Below are 15,499 nucleotides of genomic sequence, written 5' to 3'. Positions count from 1 at the left end.
CCTTATGATTGTACTATGTCTACTAACCGCCTTTGTAATACCTTTACTAGGTAAAATAAAGCCACAAATAATCGGTCCCCTAGTAAGATTTGTTGTGCTAATAAATTCCTTACTAACATTTATCACTTTATGGTATGTGAATAAAAATGGTATGTACTACTACCATTTAGGGGGTTGGGAACCGCCATGGGGCATCGAACTTTCAGTTGATTATTTATCCATATTCATGCTAATGGTGATAAACTTGATTTCTTTACTTGTGTTAATATATGCACAAAAAGATTTAGCCCATGAAATCGAAAAAGAGCTTGAGCCTTGGTACTATACCCTTTTTATATTACTAATAGGTGCCATGAGTGGCTTAAGTTTGTCAAATGACTTTTTTAATATATTTGTTTTTACTGAAATAACTACAATTACTGCATGTGGAATCATTGCCGTTAAGTCTAACAAAGTATGTGTGGAAGCCAGTTTGAAATACCTTCTTTTAAGTACATTGGGTTCTGGGCTTGTTTTATTAGCAATCGCCCTAGTCTACATGGTCACTGGTCACTTTAACCTTAACTTTATTGCAGCTGAGCTACCCAATGCAGTTAGTAACTTTCCTTTAAATATTGTTGTTTCTTTAGCCTTACTAATAGTGGGTTTTGGAGTTAAATCTGCGCTATTTCCACTACACGTATGGCTACCAGATGCTCACTCATCTGCACCAACACCCTCAAGTGCAATTTTATCGGGTGTTGTAGTAAAGGTTTATGCCATAGTTTTACTTCGCATTATATACAATGTATACGGTATTGAGATATTTACAATGATACCAATAGCAGAAATTATTTTGGCGTTATCAACCTTGGCAATATTTGCTGGATCTTTGTTTGCAATAGCTCAAGAGGACATAAAAAGGATGCTAGCATTTTCCTCTGTTGCGCAAATAGGATATATATTTTTAGGAATTGCTTTAGTTAACCACTTTGCAGTGGCAGGTGGAATTTTACACATTGTAAATCATGCACTTATGAAATCACTTCTGTTCTTAACAGCAGGAGCAATTATCTATAAAACAGGTATAAGAAAAATATCAGACTTAGAAGGTATTGGTCTAAAAATGCCAATAACAATGATTCTCTTCAGTATAGGGGCATTGTCTATGGTTGGGCTACCAGGGTTTAGTGGGTTTATAAGTAAGTATTATTTAGTGTTGGGGGCCATTGATGCACAAAAACCTTTTTATGCACTAGTAATTATAATCAGTAGTTTACTTAACGCTGTTTATTATCTGCCCATAGTTATCAAGGCCTTTTTTGGTCAAAACTACGGAACCTTTACAAAAGACGATATTCCCAGAGCTATGCTTGTTCCAATGATCATACTAGGACTAGGAACTGTAGTTTTTGGAATCATACCTGGGAATCTATTTAGTTTGGTGCAAAAAGCTGCAGAGATCTTATTAGCAGCTAATTGATTATAAAGAGGTGAATGATATGAAAGAGCAGATAATTAATTACTTGCCTGTATGGGCAGTATTACTGCCACTTATGGCAACAATACCTTTGTATTTCATAGAACAAAAATCTGCTAAAATTCGCGATTGGTTTGCTATAGTTGTGGCCGCATTAACTTTTGGCCTTGTTGCAGCAATGTACCCAACCATTAAAGCTGGAGAAGTTATTTTTATTGAATTTCCAAGGATTTTTCCGCCCTTTGGTATGTCATTTAGGGTCGATGTCCTAGGATTTACATTAGCATTAATTTCATCATTTATATGGCTTTTATGTGTAATATACTCTAAAGAATACATGTGCCATGAACATGCCTGCAATAGATATTACCCATTTTTACTACTATCATTAGGTGGTTGTATAGGGGTAGTTCTAACAGGAGACTTATTCAGTCTATTCTTATTTTTTGAGCTTATGTCTTTAGCATCTTATGTTCTAGTGGTACATGAAGAAACACCTGCTGCAATGCAAGCAGGTTATAAATACCTTATGCTAACACTGGTAGGTGGGCTTGCACTTTTTTTTGGAATTGTAATAACCTACGAGCTATTAGGAACAGTAAGTTTTCATAATAGCGCCTTTTTTGAAGGAGCAAGTGGACTTGTATTTACAGCATTTATCGCATATCTAATTGGTTTTGGCATGAAAATGGGTATTTTCCCTTTACACGTGTGGTTACCAGATGCTCACCCAGTAGCGCCTTCACCAGCAAGTGCCTTATTATCAGGTATAATGCTTAAAACAGGTGCTTACGGACTTTTAAGGGTGGTATATCAATTCTTTGGAATTGAATTACTCACAAAGGTAGGGTGGCATCACATATTACTTGTACTTGCAGGAATAACTATTTTCCTTGGGTCAGCTGTAGCCATAGCACAAACTGACTTAAAACGTAGGCTTGCGTATTCAAGCATTGGTCAGATGGGGTATATACTTTTAGGAATCGCACTTTTAAATGAAAATGCACTAATAGGAGATATATTTCACATATTTTCCCATGCAATCATGAAATCAACACTGTTTATGGCAGCTGGAATAATAATACTAAAAACAGGGAAAAGAAAGATTAGTGAATTAAAAGGTATCGGTAAGGAGATGCCCATAACCATGTTTTGCTTTACCCTTGCTGCACTAGCAATGATAGGGATACCACCCTTAAATGGATATGTAAGTAAGATATTCCTATCCATAGGGGCCTTAGATGCGGGGCAATCCGTTTACGTGCTACTTTTGATTATAAGTAGCTTGATGAATGGTGTATATTATCTGCCAATAATTGTAGCTGCTTTCTTTGGCAAAGAAGAAGGTGAGCATGAGCACAGTGAAGTAAAGTACAGCCCACTTTTTAAAGAAGCTTCACTTTATATGTTGATTCCTATGTTAGTTTTAGCATTTTTTACCATAGTATTTGGATTACTGCCTTCAAATTTCGCATTAGAGCTATCTGAAATGGCAGCTAAAATGTTATTAGGAAGGGGATAAATATGCTACCTATTCTAATAGTATTACTACCACTAGTAGGCGCATTGTTGACATTTACCAATAGACATCATGTTAACAGAAGAAATATGGTTGCCATTGTTACGACGGTAGCAACTTGGATTTTAGCTCTTATGTTAATACCGGGTCTTAGAGATGGTGCTATTGAACTTAGACTTGAAAATTTCTTAGTAATTGGACTTAGTTTTCGTATTGACTATCTAAGTATATTGTTTCTAGTTCTATTTACCACAGTATGGATGCTTGCCACTATATATGGAACAGTATATATGTCTTTTGAGCACGCTCAAACTAGGTTTTTTATATTTTTATTAATAACATATACAGGTGTACTAGGTGTTGTGGCAGCAGGTGACTTTTTTACACTGTTTTTGTTTTTCGAGCTAATGACTTTTTGTTCTTATGTTCTAGTAATCCATGAAGAAGACCCAGATGCAATGAGGGCTGGTAATCTATACCTGTTTTTAGGTGTAATTGGTGGATTAGCTTTATTGCTTGCTATAATTTTGTATTACAACCAAACTGGAACCATGGGCTTTGAATCCGTGTTATTAGCATTTGAAGGAAAACCTGTACTGCTACTTTCCATACTTGTTCTTTTCACAATTGGATTTGGATTAAAAGCAGGTATGGCACCCCTTCACATCTGGCTTCCTAAAGCACACCCCATAGCTCCCTCCCCTGCAAGTGCACTGCTTTCAGGGATTATGATTAAGACTGGTGCCTATGGGCTTATTCGAGTTTTTGCATCTGCCTTTGGTTATGTATCGGATAATACTGAGTTATACAGCAAATTCATAAGCTCCTTCGGATACTGGATAATTTGGGCTGGACTGATTACCATGTTTATTGGAGCATTTCTTGCTCTGTTTCAGACAAGTTCCAAAAAAATACTAGCCTATTCCAGTGTAAGTCAAATAGGGTATATTATAATGGGAATTGGTTCTGCCACTTACCTTGGTTCATACGGTGCCATGGCAATGTCAGGGGCCATATACCACATTATTAATCACGCTTTATTTAAAGGTGCATTATTCTTAGTTGTAGGTGCCATATATATTCATACACATGAGTTAGACATTAACAAAATTAGAGGTTTAAGTAAAAAATACAAGTTTTTGATGTTGATTTTCATTATATCTGCACTTGGTATAACTGGGGTACCAGGATTTAATGCATACCCAAGTAAATCCCTTTTGCATCATGCAGTTACTGATGCCTATAAATACAATCATCTAGTAAGCTTAATATGGGCTGAAAGGGTTTTTACACTAACTAGTGCCTTAACAGTATGTTATTTCGCCAAGTTATTTAAGGGTCTTTTCCTAGGTGAATTGCCTGAGAAATATAAAGACCTTCCTGACACACCTCTACTAATGAAAATGGTTTTGACAGTATTTGGGGCAATAATGATATTTATAGGGTTTTTCCCAGATGCACCATTAAAAGGGGTAGTTATTCCGGCCATTTCAACCCTTGGTTATAACGATTACTCAGTGGGCTATGTTGAAAAGTTTACTGCATGGAATAGAGTAGATCTTATGGCTATTGTTATAACTTTTGCATTGGCAGCAGTTATTTTCACAATAGTTGAGAAGTTCAATTTATACAGAATCCAATTTCCTAAGTGGATGAGTGTTGAATACTTGATCTTTAATCCTTTAGCAAAAGGCTTTATGTTCTTGTGCTTAGGGCCTTCTGTGGTCTTAGACCGCACTGTCAATAAGATGTATCATGGTACTGGTCAAGTTTCCATGGATGTGTTTAAACACATTGGTGATGTTGAAAAATCCATTGATAAGGCATATACCAATGCAGGAAGTATAACTACATCTATGTGCCAGGGCCTTGAGCACTTTGAAGAAACAGTAAATAAGATCTATGAGTCTGCAGGCACAGCTAATGATAAGCTCTGCCAAGGCATTGATAAAGCTGAAAGCACTTATAATGATTCTCTAGATAGTTTGGCCTCGGTACACGATAAAGTAGCTCAATTAAAGGAAAAAGGTGAACTTAAGGCCGTTAGGATGTTCGACCTTATGGTAAAACATGAGGGGAACACAGCAAACTTAACTGATGCAAAAATTGATTGTAAAAAAGGTCACTGCCCCTTTGCCCCAGATAAAAGGTGTGTGAAGATTTCAAAAGAAAAAAGTTTCTGGGAAAAAATGGCTGTAAGTCCAGAGTGGAATCTTAGAAATATTAACTTTGATGCACTTATAGTTGCTACCCTTTTCACTATTGTGTTACTAATTCTAGTATTTTTTAGCAAAGGTATTCTATAATATGATATAATAATTGAGATGGCCCATGGCCATCTCAAACTTATATTAAAGGGGGCTACATAGTGAGAGTTGTATCGGTGGCTATAAGCGAAAAAAAAGGTATGAAAAAAACTCCAGTTCAAGAAGCTGTCTTAGTAGAAGGTTTTGGAATAGAAGGTGATGCCCACGGTGGCAAATGGCACCGCCAAGTTAGTTTGCTAGCAGAAGAAAGTATAAATAAAATGAAAGCTATGGGCCTAGATGTTAGCTTTGGTAGTTTTGCCGAAAATATCTCAACAGAAGGATTAGAGCTTAATAAATTACCCATAGGAACCCTTTTAAAATTAGGGGAAGATGTTCTATTATCCGTAAGTCAAATAGGTAAAGAATGTCATACCCGTTGTGCTATCTACCATCAAGCGGGGGACTGTGTGATGCCCAAAGAAGGTATATTTGCTTATGTACTTAGAGGTGGTACAATAAAGTCAGGGGATTCTATTGAAATACTAGATGGCCTGACTGCTGCGGTGATGACTGTTAGTGATAAAGGTTCAAAAGGTGAAAGGATTGACACTGCAGGACCAAAAATACAAGTTCTTTTAGCTGAACTGGGAATCTGCACTGTGGAAACAACTACTGTGCCAGACGATATAGAAGATATTCAAAATGTTTTAAAGGATTGGATCAATTCAGGCCATGATTTAATTGTAACAACTGGAGGTACTGGTCTTTCAAAAAGAGATGTTACACCAGAAGCAACTCTGCCATTAATTGAAAAACAAGTTCCTGGAATCATGGAGGCAGTGAGATATCATACTGGCAAAATAACTGATAGAGCATATTTAACTAGAGGTATGGCAGGAGTTGCTAAAGACTCACTAATAATAAACCTACCTGGAAGCGAAAAGGCAGTAGAAGAATCACTTGAAGTGATTTCAAAATTTTTAGTACATGGTCTAGATACCCTAAAGGGTAAAGCAAAGGACTGTGGTAGAAAATAAAGAAAGTTGAGGATTATTATCATGAGAAAATATACTTTGTTATGTTTGTTGCTAATACTGACTACTACACTTACGGCCTGCAAATTTTTAAATGATAAAAATCCTGTGGAAGATGAGTACACACAAATTAGACGGACAATTTTCCCTATGGATACCATTTTAAATTTTGTAATTCAAACAAAGGATGAACAAAAAGCAAATGAAGCAATAAATGCAGCAACAAAAGAAATGGATAGACTGGAAAACATGCTAAGTGCTACCATAGAAGCTAGTGAAGTAACCTTGATAAACAATAATGCAGGAATAGAACCTGTAAAAGTAAGCCTTGAAACATTTGAAGTGATAGAAAAAAGCTTGTATTATTCAGAAGTAACAAAAGGGAAATTTGATATAACAATTGCTCCTTTACTTAAAGTTTACAATTGGCGTGAAGGAGATAAAACAAAAGAAAAACCACCACAAGAAGACATTGAAGAAGCAAAGAAATTGGTGAACTATAAAAATGTCCTTTTAGATAAAGAGAATTCAACAGTTTTTTTGAAGCACGTAGGAATGGAAATTGACTTAGGTGGTATAGCTAAAGGCTATATTATAGATAAAGCTGTAGACATTTTAAAAGACTTTCAACTAGAATATGGGTATGTAAATGGTGGAGGCGACATTAGATTCCTTGGGCCTAAAGCCGATGGATCTCCATGGAGAATTGGAGTTGACAACCCAAGGGGACAAGGGAATATTGCTATAGTTCCGGTGGAAGGGAAATCTATCGTAACGTCAGGTGATTATGAACGTTTTTTTCTTACAGAAGAAGGTGAAAGGATTCACCATATAATAGATCCACATACGGGAACATCAGCAAAATATGCTCAATCAGTTACAGTGCTAGCTCAAAACGCTACAATTGCAGATATACTTTCCACATCACTTTTCATGTTCCCTGCTGAGGAGAGTATAAACCTTGCTAAACTCTTTGGTGTAGAAGTATTTATCATAGCAATTGACGGAGAAATTGCTATGACAGAGGGAATGGAGAATATAGTTACCCTTACTCAGTAGGTTGCAAAAGGAGTAGATGAAATTGAAAAAAGGTGATATTGTTATAGTAGTTGTAGTACTAATACTAGCATTGGTTGGAGGCTCAATTTATTACTTCAATTCAGGTGGACCGGAAGATGGTGCTATGATTGTAGTTGAAGTAAACGGTGTTGAAATAGATAGAAAACCTTTAGTTGAAGCTGACAGAGATCTAATTGAAGTATATCAAGGACCAGCGGGGGAAACCATGGTTCAATTCTTCCAAAGGGGAGCCAGGGTGTTAGAATCCGATTGTCCTGATAAAATCTGTATAAACTTTGGGATGATGGACAGGCCTGCCCTAAACAATGCTTGTTTGCCAAACAGAGTGGTATTTAGAATTGTTGGAGGAAATGAAGATTTAGACATAAATACACGTTAGGGTGGGGAATATGAGGAGACAAAAAACATTTAAACTAGTGCATATAGCATTACTAATAGCCATGGCAACAATAATTAATATATTTGAGAAAATTTTCCCTGTCCTTCCAGTGGCCGGGGCAAAGCTAGGATTGGCTAATATTTTTAGCCTTGTTGGATTAAATTTATTCGGCTTTGTTGATGGATTTACCATTGCAATTACTAGGGCCATATTGGCTAGCTTGATAACAGGGACATTTGGTACAGCTGTGTTTTTTCTAAGCTTTTCCGGGGCAATAACTAGTACGTTGGTTATGGGTCTTATGGTTCGTTTTCTGAAAGGCAAAACATCTAATATAGGGATTAGTATAGTTGGGGCAATAGTGCACAATGCTACTCAACTTTTTGTGACAAGTATCTTTCTAAATAGCTTTTATTTTTACAGTTACCTACCCTATATGCTGTTTTTTGCCATACCCACAGGTATTTTTGTAGGTGTGACAACTAATTATTTGATAAAAAAATTATCAAAAATATTAAAAGTGCAGGAAATATAAGAAATATGTGGAATAATAAAAGTGGAAAAGGTGTGTGGGAGAGATGAGGAATAGTATAAGTCCTTGGATTTTGATAATATTTATAGTAATTGGAGCACTACTAGGTAATGTTATAGGTAGTCTAATAAACCTAGATATACTACAAACTACAAAAACAGTAGGTTTGTCACCTACTACACTGGATTTGTCAGTACTAATCTTAAACTTAGGATTTCAAATATCGTTAAACCTAGCAAGTGTTATAGGAATATTTTTATCTATTATATTTTATAAAAAATTTATCTAAAGCTATGGAGTGATATATATGTTAATTCTTGCCTCTAAATCTCCAAGAAGACAGGAGATACTTGATATATTAGGAATTAACTACAGTGTTATCCCCAGTGATTTTGATGAGGAAGGGGTATTAGATTCCCCTTCTCCTATTGCACTGGCTGAAATACTGGCCACCTTAAAAGGCAGAGCTGTTTCGAATAACAACTATGGTGCTTATGTACTATCTGCAGATACAGTTGTTGAAGTAGATGGTATATCGTTAGGTAAGCCTAAGGACTTTGGGGAGAGCAAAGAAATGCTTAAACTTCTATCAGGGAAAGCACATAGTGTTATCACAGGTGTTTCACTTACAAAGGATGGCCTTCTACTAGACAGCTTTTCAGAAATGACAAAAGTATACTTTAAAAATTTAACTGAAACTGAAATTAACTGGTATATAAATACTAAAGATCCCTTTGACAAGGCAGGAGGATATGGAATACAAGGCCCAGGGGGAATTTTTGTTGAGAAAATTGAAGGTTGTTACTTTAATGTTGTGGGATTACCTCTTTCTAGAACTGCTAACTTGTTAAGACATCATGATCTGTTCAAGTTAGGGGTTTAAATAAGGGAGGGGATCAAAATGTATAGGTTTAAGGATTTACCTAGCAGTGAAAAACCTAGGGAAAAAATGCTTCAATTCGGTAGTGAACCTTTATCAGATTCAGAACTTTTGGCAATACTATTAAGAACAGGAAGCAAAGATAAAACAGTATTGCAACTGGCTCAAGAGTTGATAAGTACTTATGGATTAACTGGTTTGGCTCAGATGCAAGTATATGATCTAAAAAGTATTAAGGGCATAGGTGATGCTAAAGCATCTGAAATCAGAGCAGTTTTCGAGATTGCATCACGCTTAGAAAATAAAACAGTTAGTAAAAAGATAAAAGAGACCATAACTGGGCCCGAAGATATTGTTGAAATAATGATTGAAAAACTACAATTTACAAAACAAGAGTTGTTTTATACAGTTCTTCTCACAACTAAGAATACAATCATTTCCTTTGAAGAGATATCCCGTGGTGGTCTAAACATCGCAAGTATCTTCCCAAGGGAAGTTTTTAATAAAGCTATTAGACAAAGTGCTGCCAAAATGATTTTGGTACATAATCATCCAAGTGGTGACCCAACCCCAAGCTCTGAAGATATAAATCTAACAAATCGTCTTATGGAAGCAGGTAAGTTAATTGGTATTAGAGTGTTAGACCACATTATTGTTGGAGAAGGGGAATATATAAGTTTAAAGGAGCAGGGTTTAATAAATGACTAAAGAAGGTGACGCTATAAATAAAAAAATTTAACTAATAATTCCTTTTTAAAAACATAAAAAAAGTAGTACAATATATAGATGATCTAAGATTTGAAAGGAGATACAAAAATGAGGATTGCTGATTATTTTTCAAGGGACATAGGAATTGATTTAGGAACTGCAAATACAAACGTATATGTTAAAAACAAAGGTATAGTGGTGAGAGAACCGTCTGTTGTGGCTATTCAAAAAGGTAGAGACAAAGAAAGGGTACTTGCTGTAGGTTCTGCTGCAAAAAAAATGATTGGTAGAACACCAGGAAATATAGTAGCCATTAGACCTATGAAAGACGGAGTTATAGCTGACTTTGACGTTACCCAAGAAATGTTAAGACATTTCATTGGTCAAGCATATAAAAGGAACATTTTTAAAAGAAAACCAAGGGTAGTAGTATGTGTGCCTTCAGGTGTTACAGCTGTAGAAGAAAGAGCTGTAAGGGAAGCTACCATTCAAGCTGGTGCTAGGGAAGCACACATAATGGAGGAGCCAATGGCTGCAGCTATTGGAGCAGGTCTTCCAGTTGAAGAGCCTACAGGTAGTATGGTAGTCGATATCGGTGGTGGTACTACAGATGTGGCAATAATTTCATTAGGTGGTATTGTAACCCGTAGATCCATCAGAATAGGTGGAGACGAAATGGATGAATCAATAGTCCATTATATAAAAAGAAATTATAATCTGATGATTGGTGATAGAACTGCAGAAGATATAAAGATGGCAATTGGATCAGCCTTTCCAGAGGACGAAGACAATGTGTTTGAAATTAAAGGTCGTGACTTAGTAACAGGACTTCCAAAGGTTCAAGAGGTTTCAGCTAAAGAAATTAATAATGCTATGAAAGAGCCCATAAATGCCATAATTGAAGCCATTAAAATAACCCTGGAAAAAACTCCTCCAGAACTAGCTGCTGACATTATGGACCGTGGTATTGTTATGACTGGCGGTGGAGCGCTACTTAATGGTCTTGACAGACTGATAGGGGAAGAAACTGGCATGCCTGTGGTTGTTGCAGAAAACCCATTGGATTGTGTAGTGATAGGAGCTGGAAAAGTATTAGACAACTTAGATTTGTTAAACAGAGTGGCCCTGGCAACTAAGTCTGTGAAGTAATACTTTAGGGAGGGGGAGAAACAGTTGCTTAAATTACAACCACGCTATAGGAAGATTCTTAATTTGGTTATTATTTTTATTGCACTTAGTATGGTTATGAGTTGGACAACCAATGACAGAGAAAAAGTTTCTTTTATGGAAAATGCAATTCATCAATTGGTTCTTCCCTTTCAAAAGGCTTTTACCTCTTCAACAAACTACATTAGAGACACATATATGTCTTTGACTGAATTTAGGAATGTGTATGAAGAGAACAAGTTTTTAAAGGAAGAATTAGAATATTACAAGGGAATTGAGCATCAACTTAATGAAGCTCGTTTGGCAAATAGAAGACTAACAAATCTTTTGGATTTCAAGGAAAGTACTGAGTTTGATTTGTTGCCTGCAATGGTAATTGGAAGAAGTCCTTCCACATGGTATTCTACTATGACAATAGCAAAAGGAACGAACCATGATGTTAAGTTGGGTATGCCAGTTGTTACACATGCTGGCCTAGTGGGTAGAGTAATAGAAGTATCCTTAAATTCTTCTAAAGTAAAACTCATAATAAGCCCAGATAGTGGTATAACTTCCTTTGTTCAAAGGACAAGGGATATTGGCCTTGTAAAAATAAGTGCAGAAAATCCGGGATTTCTAGAAATAACAAGATTAGCCCACAATGCTGACCTGCGTGTAGGTGACACAATAATGTCATCAGACCTTACAGGTAACTTCCCAAAGGGTCTTGTCATTGGTGAAGTGGTAAGAGTAGAAGGATCTGATATGGAGATAACAGCCTTAGTAAGACCCAGTGTTGATTTTGAAAGGCTAGAAGAAGTATTTATAGTGACTCACTATGAAATAGTAGAGTCTGAACAAGATGCCTTTGAGGGAGAGGATTAAAATGGGTGGAATTTTATCAGCTCTTTTAATATTAATCTTTGTATCAGCCCAGGGCAGTTTAATAAACTTAATTCCCATAGATGGAGTAGTACCAGACTTAGCACTAGTATTTCTGGTACTTTTGTCTTTAAGGCAAAACAAACCACAAACGTACCTTTTAGCTATTTGGGCGGGCCTTTTACAAGATGTTTTATTTTACCCAGCCATAGGAAGCTCCATTGCAGCTAAGCTACTAATTTGCTATTTGATTATAGATTATGGTAAAAAATTATTTAATGAGAATATATACTACGGTGCTATGATTCTATTTTTCTCTGTATTTACCCATGAAGTTATCATGTACATGATGCTTTCATTCTCCGGTTATACTGAATACTCTATTTTCTGGTACATGCAAAATAGGCTAGCGCCATTTCTAATATATAACCTCATTATTATGCTTATTATGTACAAGCCTTTGGCCAAATTCTTTAAGAACACTAATTTTTACGATATATAAAAATAGGAGGGGAGTATATGGCTCAACCAAAAGGCACTAGAATTAATGGGGTTATGTTTGCCAGTGTTCTTATTATCACAATCCTTATACTTCGTCTTGCTTTTTTACAGGTTATCCAAGGTGAGCATCACGCAGCCCTTGCAAGGAGAAATACAGAAAGAAAGGTTATTAACCCAGCACCACGTGGGCTTATTTTAGATTCCGCAGGTAATATAATTGCAAGAAATGAATATAGGTATGAAGTTGGCTTGCAAATCAGGCCTGGTAATAACTGGGAAGAAACCTTTGAATTTTTAGCTGAATTCTTTCAGTGGGAAGATGAGCCTAGGACTGACGAGTCACTTAGCTTAAAACAAAGAAGATACAACACAGTTAAACAACATAGAAGATATCAAGAAACAGTAATATTAGAACAGGGAATGACCAGAGAGCAAATGCTAAAGCTAGAAGAGATACGCTGGCAGTATCCCATGATAGAAGTAATACAAAGACCTGTAAGACACTATGACGAGGGAGCTTTATTTCCACAGCTAGTTTTAGGTATGAACAATGACGGAACTCCTAGGAACAATTCCCTTGAAATTGCCTGGAATGACTATTTACAAGGACAAGATGGTCATGAACTTTGGGCAGTAAATGTAAGGAGTGTACCCATTGAGCTCATGGATATCCAAGAATCTATTCCAGGAAATAACATAGTTTTAACTATCAATGCAGAGTTTCAAAACTATGTACAAAAAGCCTTAGCTGAAGGTATAGAAAACAATCAATTAAACCAGATCAACCGAGGACTTCACCCCCCAGGAAGGCATGGTGCTGCCATTGTAATAGATGTTAGAACTGGTGACATCCTTGCCATGGCTAGCTATCCAAGCTATGATGTTGCTAATATGTATACAAGTGCCTTAGCAAATGAATTGGCAGAAATAGATAACCAGCTTAATAAACACTTAAGATTTGGCAATAGAAAACCTCCTGAAACAAGTAGAGATATATTCAGACCACTTTGGGTAAACGCAGGTCCTGGATCAACCATAAAGGTACTGACAAGTATTATGGGTTTACAGGAGGGAGTAATAACACCTAACCAAAGATACAATGATACTGGTTCATATACATCTCGCATTGAAGGTGGAGTTAAGATTAATAATGCAAACAATAGGGTTTGGGGTAGCGTAAATCTTAGAGAAGCTTTAACTGTTTCACTAAACTCCTATTTTGGATGGATGTCAGATAACGTAAGTAATAGTGGACCGAGGGAAAACAGAGCTATAATTAGGCGCTATACAGATCTTTTTGGACTGACAGGGGATACAGGTTTTGTAGATGTCCCTGGACAAAATAGAGTAGGTAAAGTATTTGAAACAGGATCTCAGTCAGTATTGCACTACACCATAGGAGCGGACTCTGCTATAGCTGTATCTCCCATGCATATGGCTAACTTAGTTTCAATGGTTGCTAACAAAGGCTACCACTTTAGACCAAGGCTAGTAAAACAAGTTGTTGACCTAGATGGTAACATTATCGAAGAGTTTGAGCCAGAGATATACCGCAGCATACCTTATGATGTTGTTTCTGAGCAAACTTATAATACTGTTATTGATGCCATGAAATCTGTTACAAAATACGGGAGCAGAGTTAACGGTACAAGTGCAGCTGCATTTCACGATTTCCCAATAGAAGTGGCTGCAAAAACAGGCTCTGCTAATGCTCAAACCGGTGATGCTCACTCATGGTGGATGGGCTTTGCCCCTGCAAACGAACCTGAAATAGCGGTGGTTGTATTTACAGAACACGGTGGTATGAACTCCCATACACACCATATAGCAAGAAGTATCTTTAACGAATACTTTGGTTTAAATGCAACAAAAGAAGCCGACTTAGAAGATGAACAAGAAGAAGTTGAAGACACAGAAGAAGACACTGAAGACAACTAGAATATACACCCTTAGCACAAATGCTAGGGGTGTTTTTTTAAGCTGCTGGTTTAAAACCTTCGGACACCATCTACACAAATAAAACCACACCATCTTGCAGCAATAGCTATATAAGTGGGTCTTAATTACTAAGTTTTTATATAGTGTGCAGGCATTTTAGTGAAAGATAGTGTGAGGCTGTTTTGTAATGATTCCCTTAAGAATATTCTGTAATGTAATTTACAGCAGTTAGCATAACTATAAAGGCCTCTATTTAGCTCACCGTAACCTTCTCATACTGTAATCATGCTGGGTCAAAATGCTAGTCCTTATACTGTTACATGCTGGGTCAAAACCTTTGGACACCATCTACACCAATAAAACCACACCATCTTGCACCAATAGTTATTCAAGTGGGTCTTAATTACTAAGTTTTTATATAGTGTGCAAGAATTTTAGTGAAAGATAGTGTGAGGCTGCCCCTAATCCTCATTCCCCGCACAAACACAAATAAACATAGTAATTTTGCCCTACTATGCAGGATTTAGAGTTTTTTTGCAGAATTAATATTAAGATTAATAGGTTGAAGGTGGAAATTAGATGAAACGACTGACATTTCAAGCAAAAGGCACAAAAAAAGCAGTTGAGATCCATGTAAAAACAGAAGACCTTAGTCTATTTATAAGCCAGTTTGAAGAATATATAAAGGCTAATCTAGACTTTTTTCATGGTGGGAAATTTGAAATAATAGGTATTGAAAGTAGCCTAGATCTAGAACAAAAACTTAGTGAATTAGAAAGTAAATACCCCATTACCACAAAAGTAGTAACAAGAAAGAAATTTGATCCTACACTTCTTAATTCAACTAACTTTACAAACTATCACTTAAAAACCATAAGATCAGGACAGAGTATTACATACGATGGTGATGTAGTCCTACTTGGGGATGTAAACAGTGGCGGAGAAATCAGAGCTACTGGTAGTATAACAATTTCAGGCACATTAAGGGGTATAGCACACTGTGGTTACCCAAATAACAATCAGTGTTTTATAATAGCTTCTAAAATGAACAGCACACAACTGCGAATAGGTGAAAACATTTCATCTGTAGGTAGCCAATCTTTCTTCCAAAAGGAAGCTAGAATAGCTTACCTTAAAGAAAATGAGATTAAAATTACCAGTATCAGTGAATGGCAAAAGAGAGGAGAATGAA

General features: G+C 36.4%; 15 protein-coding genes. All 15 read left to right on the top strand.

Annotation, left to right across the window (positions count from 1 at the left end; genetic code table 11):
- The first annotated feature begins 4 nt into the window (after positions 1-4).
- Entirely contained in the window at positions 5-1,462 is a 1,458-nt protein-coding gene (locus HYG86_RS01950; RefSeq protein ID WP_246451859.1) for a complex I subunit 5 family protein, read from the top strand.
- Between the two features lie 19 nt (positions 1,463-1,481).
- Positions 1,482-2,981 (top strand): complex I subunit 5 family protein, encoded by a 1,500-nt coding sequence (locus tag HYG86_RS01945; RefSeq protein ID WP_213167286.1) that lies wholly within the window; start codon positions 1,482-1,484, stop codon positions 2,979-2,981.
- A 2-nt stretch (positions 2,982-2,983) separates the two neighbouring features.
- Positions 2,984-5,284, top strand: a complete 2,301-nt coding sequence (locus HYG86_RS01940; RefSeq protein ID WP_213167285.1) for a complex I subunit 5 family protein — start codon at positions 2,984-2,986, stop codon at positions 5,282-5,284.
- Positions 5,285-5,346: 62 nt separating this feature from the next.
- Positions 5,347-6,264 (top strand): MOSC domain-containing protein, encoded by a 918-nt coding sequence (locus HYG86_RS01935; protein WP_246451857.1) that lies wholly within the window; start codon positions 5,347-5,349, stop codon positions 6,262-6,264.
- Between the two features lie 21 nt (positions 6,265-6,285).
- Positions 6,286-7,320 carry an FAD:protein FMN transferase gene (locus HYG86_RS01930; protein ID WP_213167284.1) on the top strand — a complete coding sequence of 345 codons (1,035 nt, stop codon included), beginning with the start codon at positions 6,286-6,288 and terminating at the stop codon, positions 7,318-7,320.
- 22 nt (positions 7,321-7,342) lie between these two features.
- Positions 7,343-7,720 (top strand): NusG domain II-containing protein, encoded by a 378-nt coding sequence (locus HYG86_RS01925; RefSeq protein ID WP_213167283.1) that lies wholly within the window; start codon positions 7,343-7,345, stop codon positions 7,718-7,720.
- Positions 7,721-7,730: 10 nt separating this feature from the next.
- On the top strand, positions 7,731-8,255 hold the full coding sequence (locus HYG86_RS01920; RefSeq protein WP_213167282.1) for a Gx transporter family protein: 525 nt from the start codon (positions 7,731-7,733) through the stop codon (positions 8,253-8,255).
- 43 nt (positions 8,256-8,298) lie between these two features.
- Entirely contained in the window at positions 8,299-8,541 is a 243-nt protein-coding gene (locus HYG86_RS01915; RefSeq protein WP_213167281.1) for a DUF4321 domain-containing protein, read from the top strand.
- A gap of 18 nt (positions 8,542-8,559) precedes the next feature.
- Complete coding sequence (locus tag HYG86_RS01910; protein ID WP_246451855.1) at positions 8,560-9,135, top strand: Maf family protein; 576 nt, start codon at positions 8,560-8,562, stop codon at positions 9,133-9,135.
- Between the two features lie 18 nt (positions 9,136-9,153).
- Positions 9,154-9,840 (top strand): RadC family protein, encoded by a 687-nt coding sequence (gene radC, locus HYG86_RS01905; protein WP_213167280.1) that lies wholly within the window; start codon positions 9,154-9,156, stop codon positions 9,838-9,840.
- Positions 9,841-9,948: 108 nt separating this feature from the next.
- Positions 9,949-10,989, top strand: a complete 1,041-nt coding sequence (locus HYG86_RS01900; protein WP_213167279.1) for a rod shape-determining protein — start codon at positions 9,949-9,951, stop codon at positions 10,987-10,989.
- 24 nt (positions 10,990-11,013) lie between these two features.
- The gene (mreC, locus tag HYG86_RS01895) at positions 11,014-11,871 is read left to right on the top strand and encodes a rod shape-determining protein MreC (RefSeq protein ID WP_213167278.1); all 858 of its coding nucleotides are present in this window, start codon (positions 11,014-11,016) and stop codon (positions 11,869-11,871) included.
- A 1-nt stretch (position 11,872) separates the two neighbouring features.
- The gene (gene mreD, locus HYG86_RS01890) at positions 11,873-12,370 is read left to right on the top strand and encodes a rod shape-determining protein MreD (RefSeq protein ID WP_213167277.1); all 498 of its coding nucleotides are present in this window, start codon (positions 11,873-11,875) and stop codon (positions 12,368-12,370) included.
- 17 nt (positions 12,371-12,387) lie between these two features.
- Positions 12,388-14,307 (top strand): peptidoglycan D,D-transpeptidase FtsI family protein, encoded by a 1,920-nt coding sequence (locus tag HYG86_RS01885; protein WP_213167276.1) that lies wholly within the window; start codon positions 12,388-12,390, stop codon positions 14,305-14,307.
- Positions 14,308-14,886: 579 nt separating this feature from the next.
- On the top strand, positions 14,887-15,498 hold the full coding sequence (locus HYG86_RS01880) for a septum site-determining protein MinC (RefSeq protein WP_213167275.1): 612 nt from the start codon (positions 14,887-14,889) through the stop codon (positions 15,496-15,498).
- Position 15,499: the final 1 nt, after the last annotated feature.

This window comes from Alkalicella caledoniensis, assembly GCF_014467015.1.
In the GTDB taxonomy this organism is placed as follows: Bacteria; Bacillota; Proteinivoracia; order Proteinivoracales; family Proteinivoracaceae; genus Alkalicella; species Alkalicella caledoniensis.
Note: the sequence above shows the minus strand (reverse complement) of the source record. Positions and strands in the feature narration are given on the sequence as shown.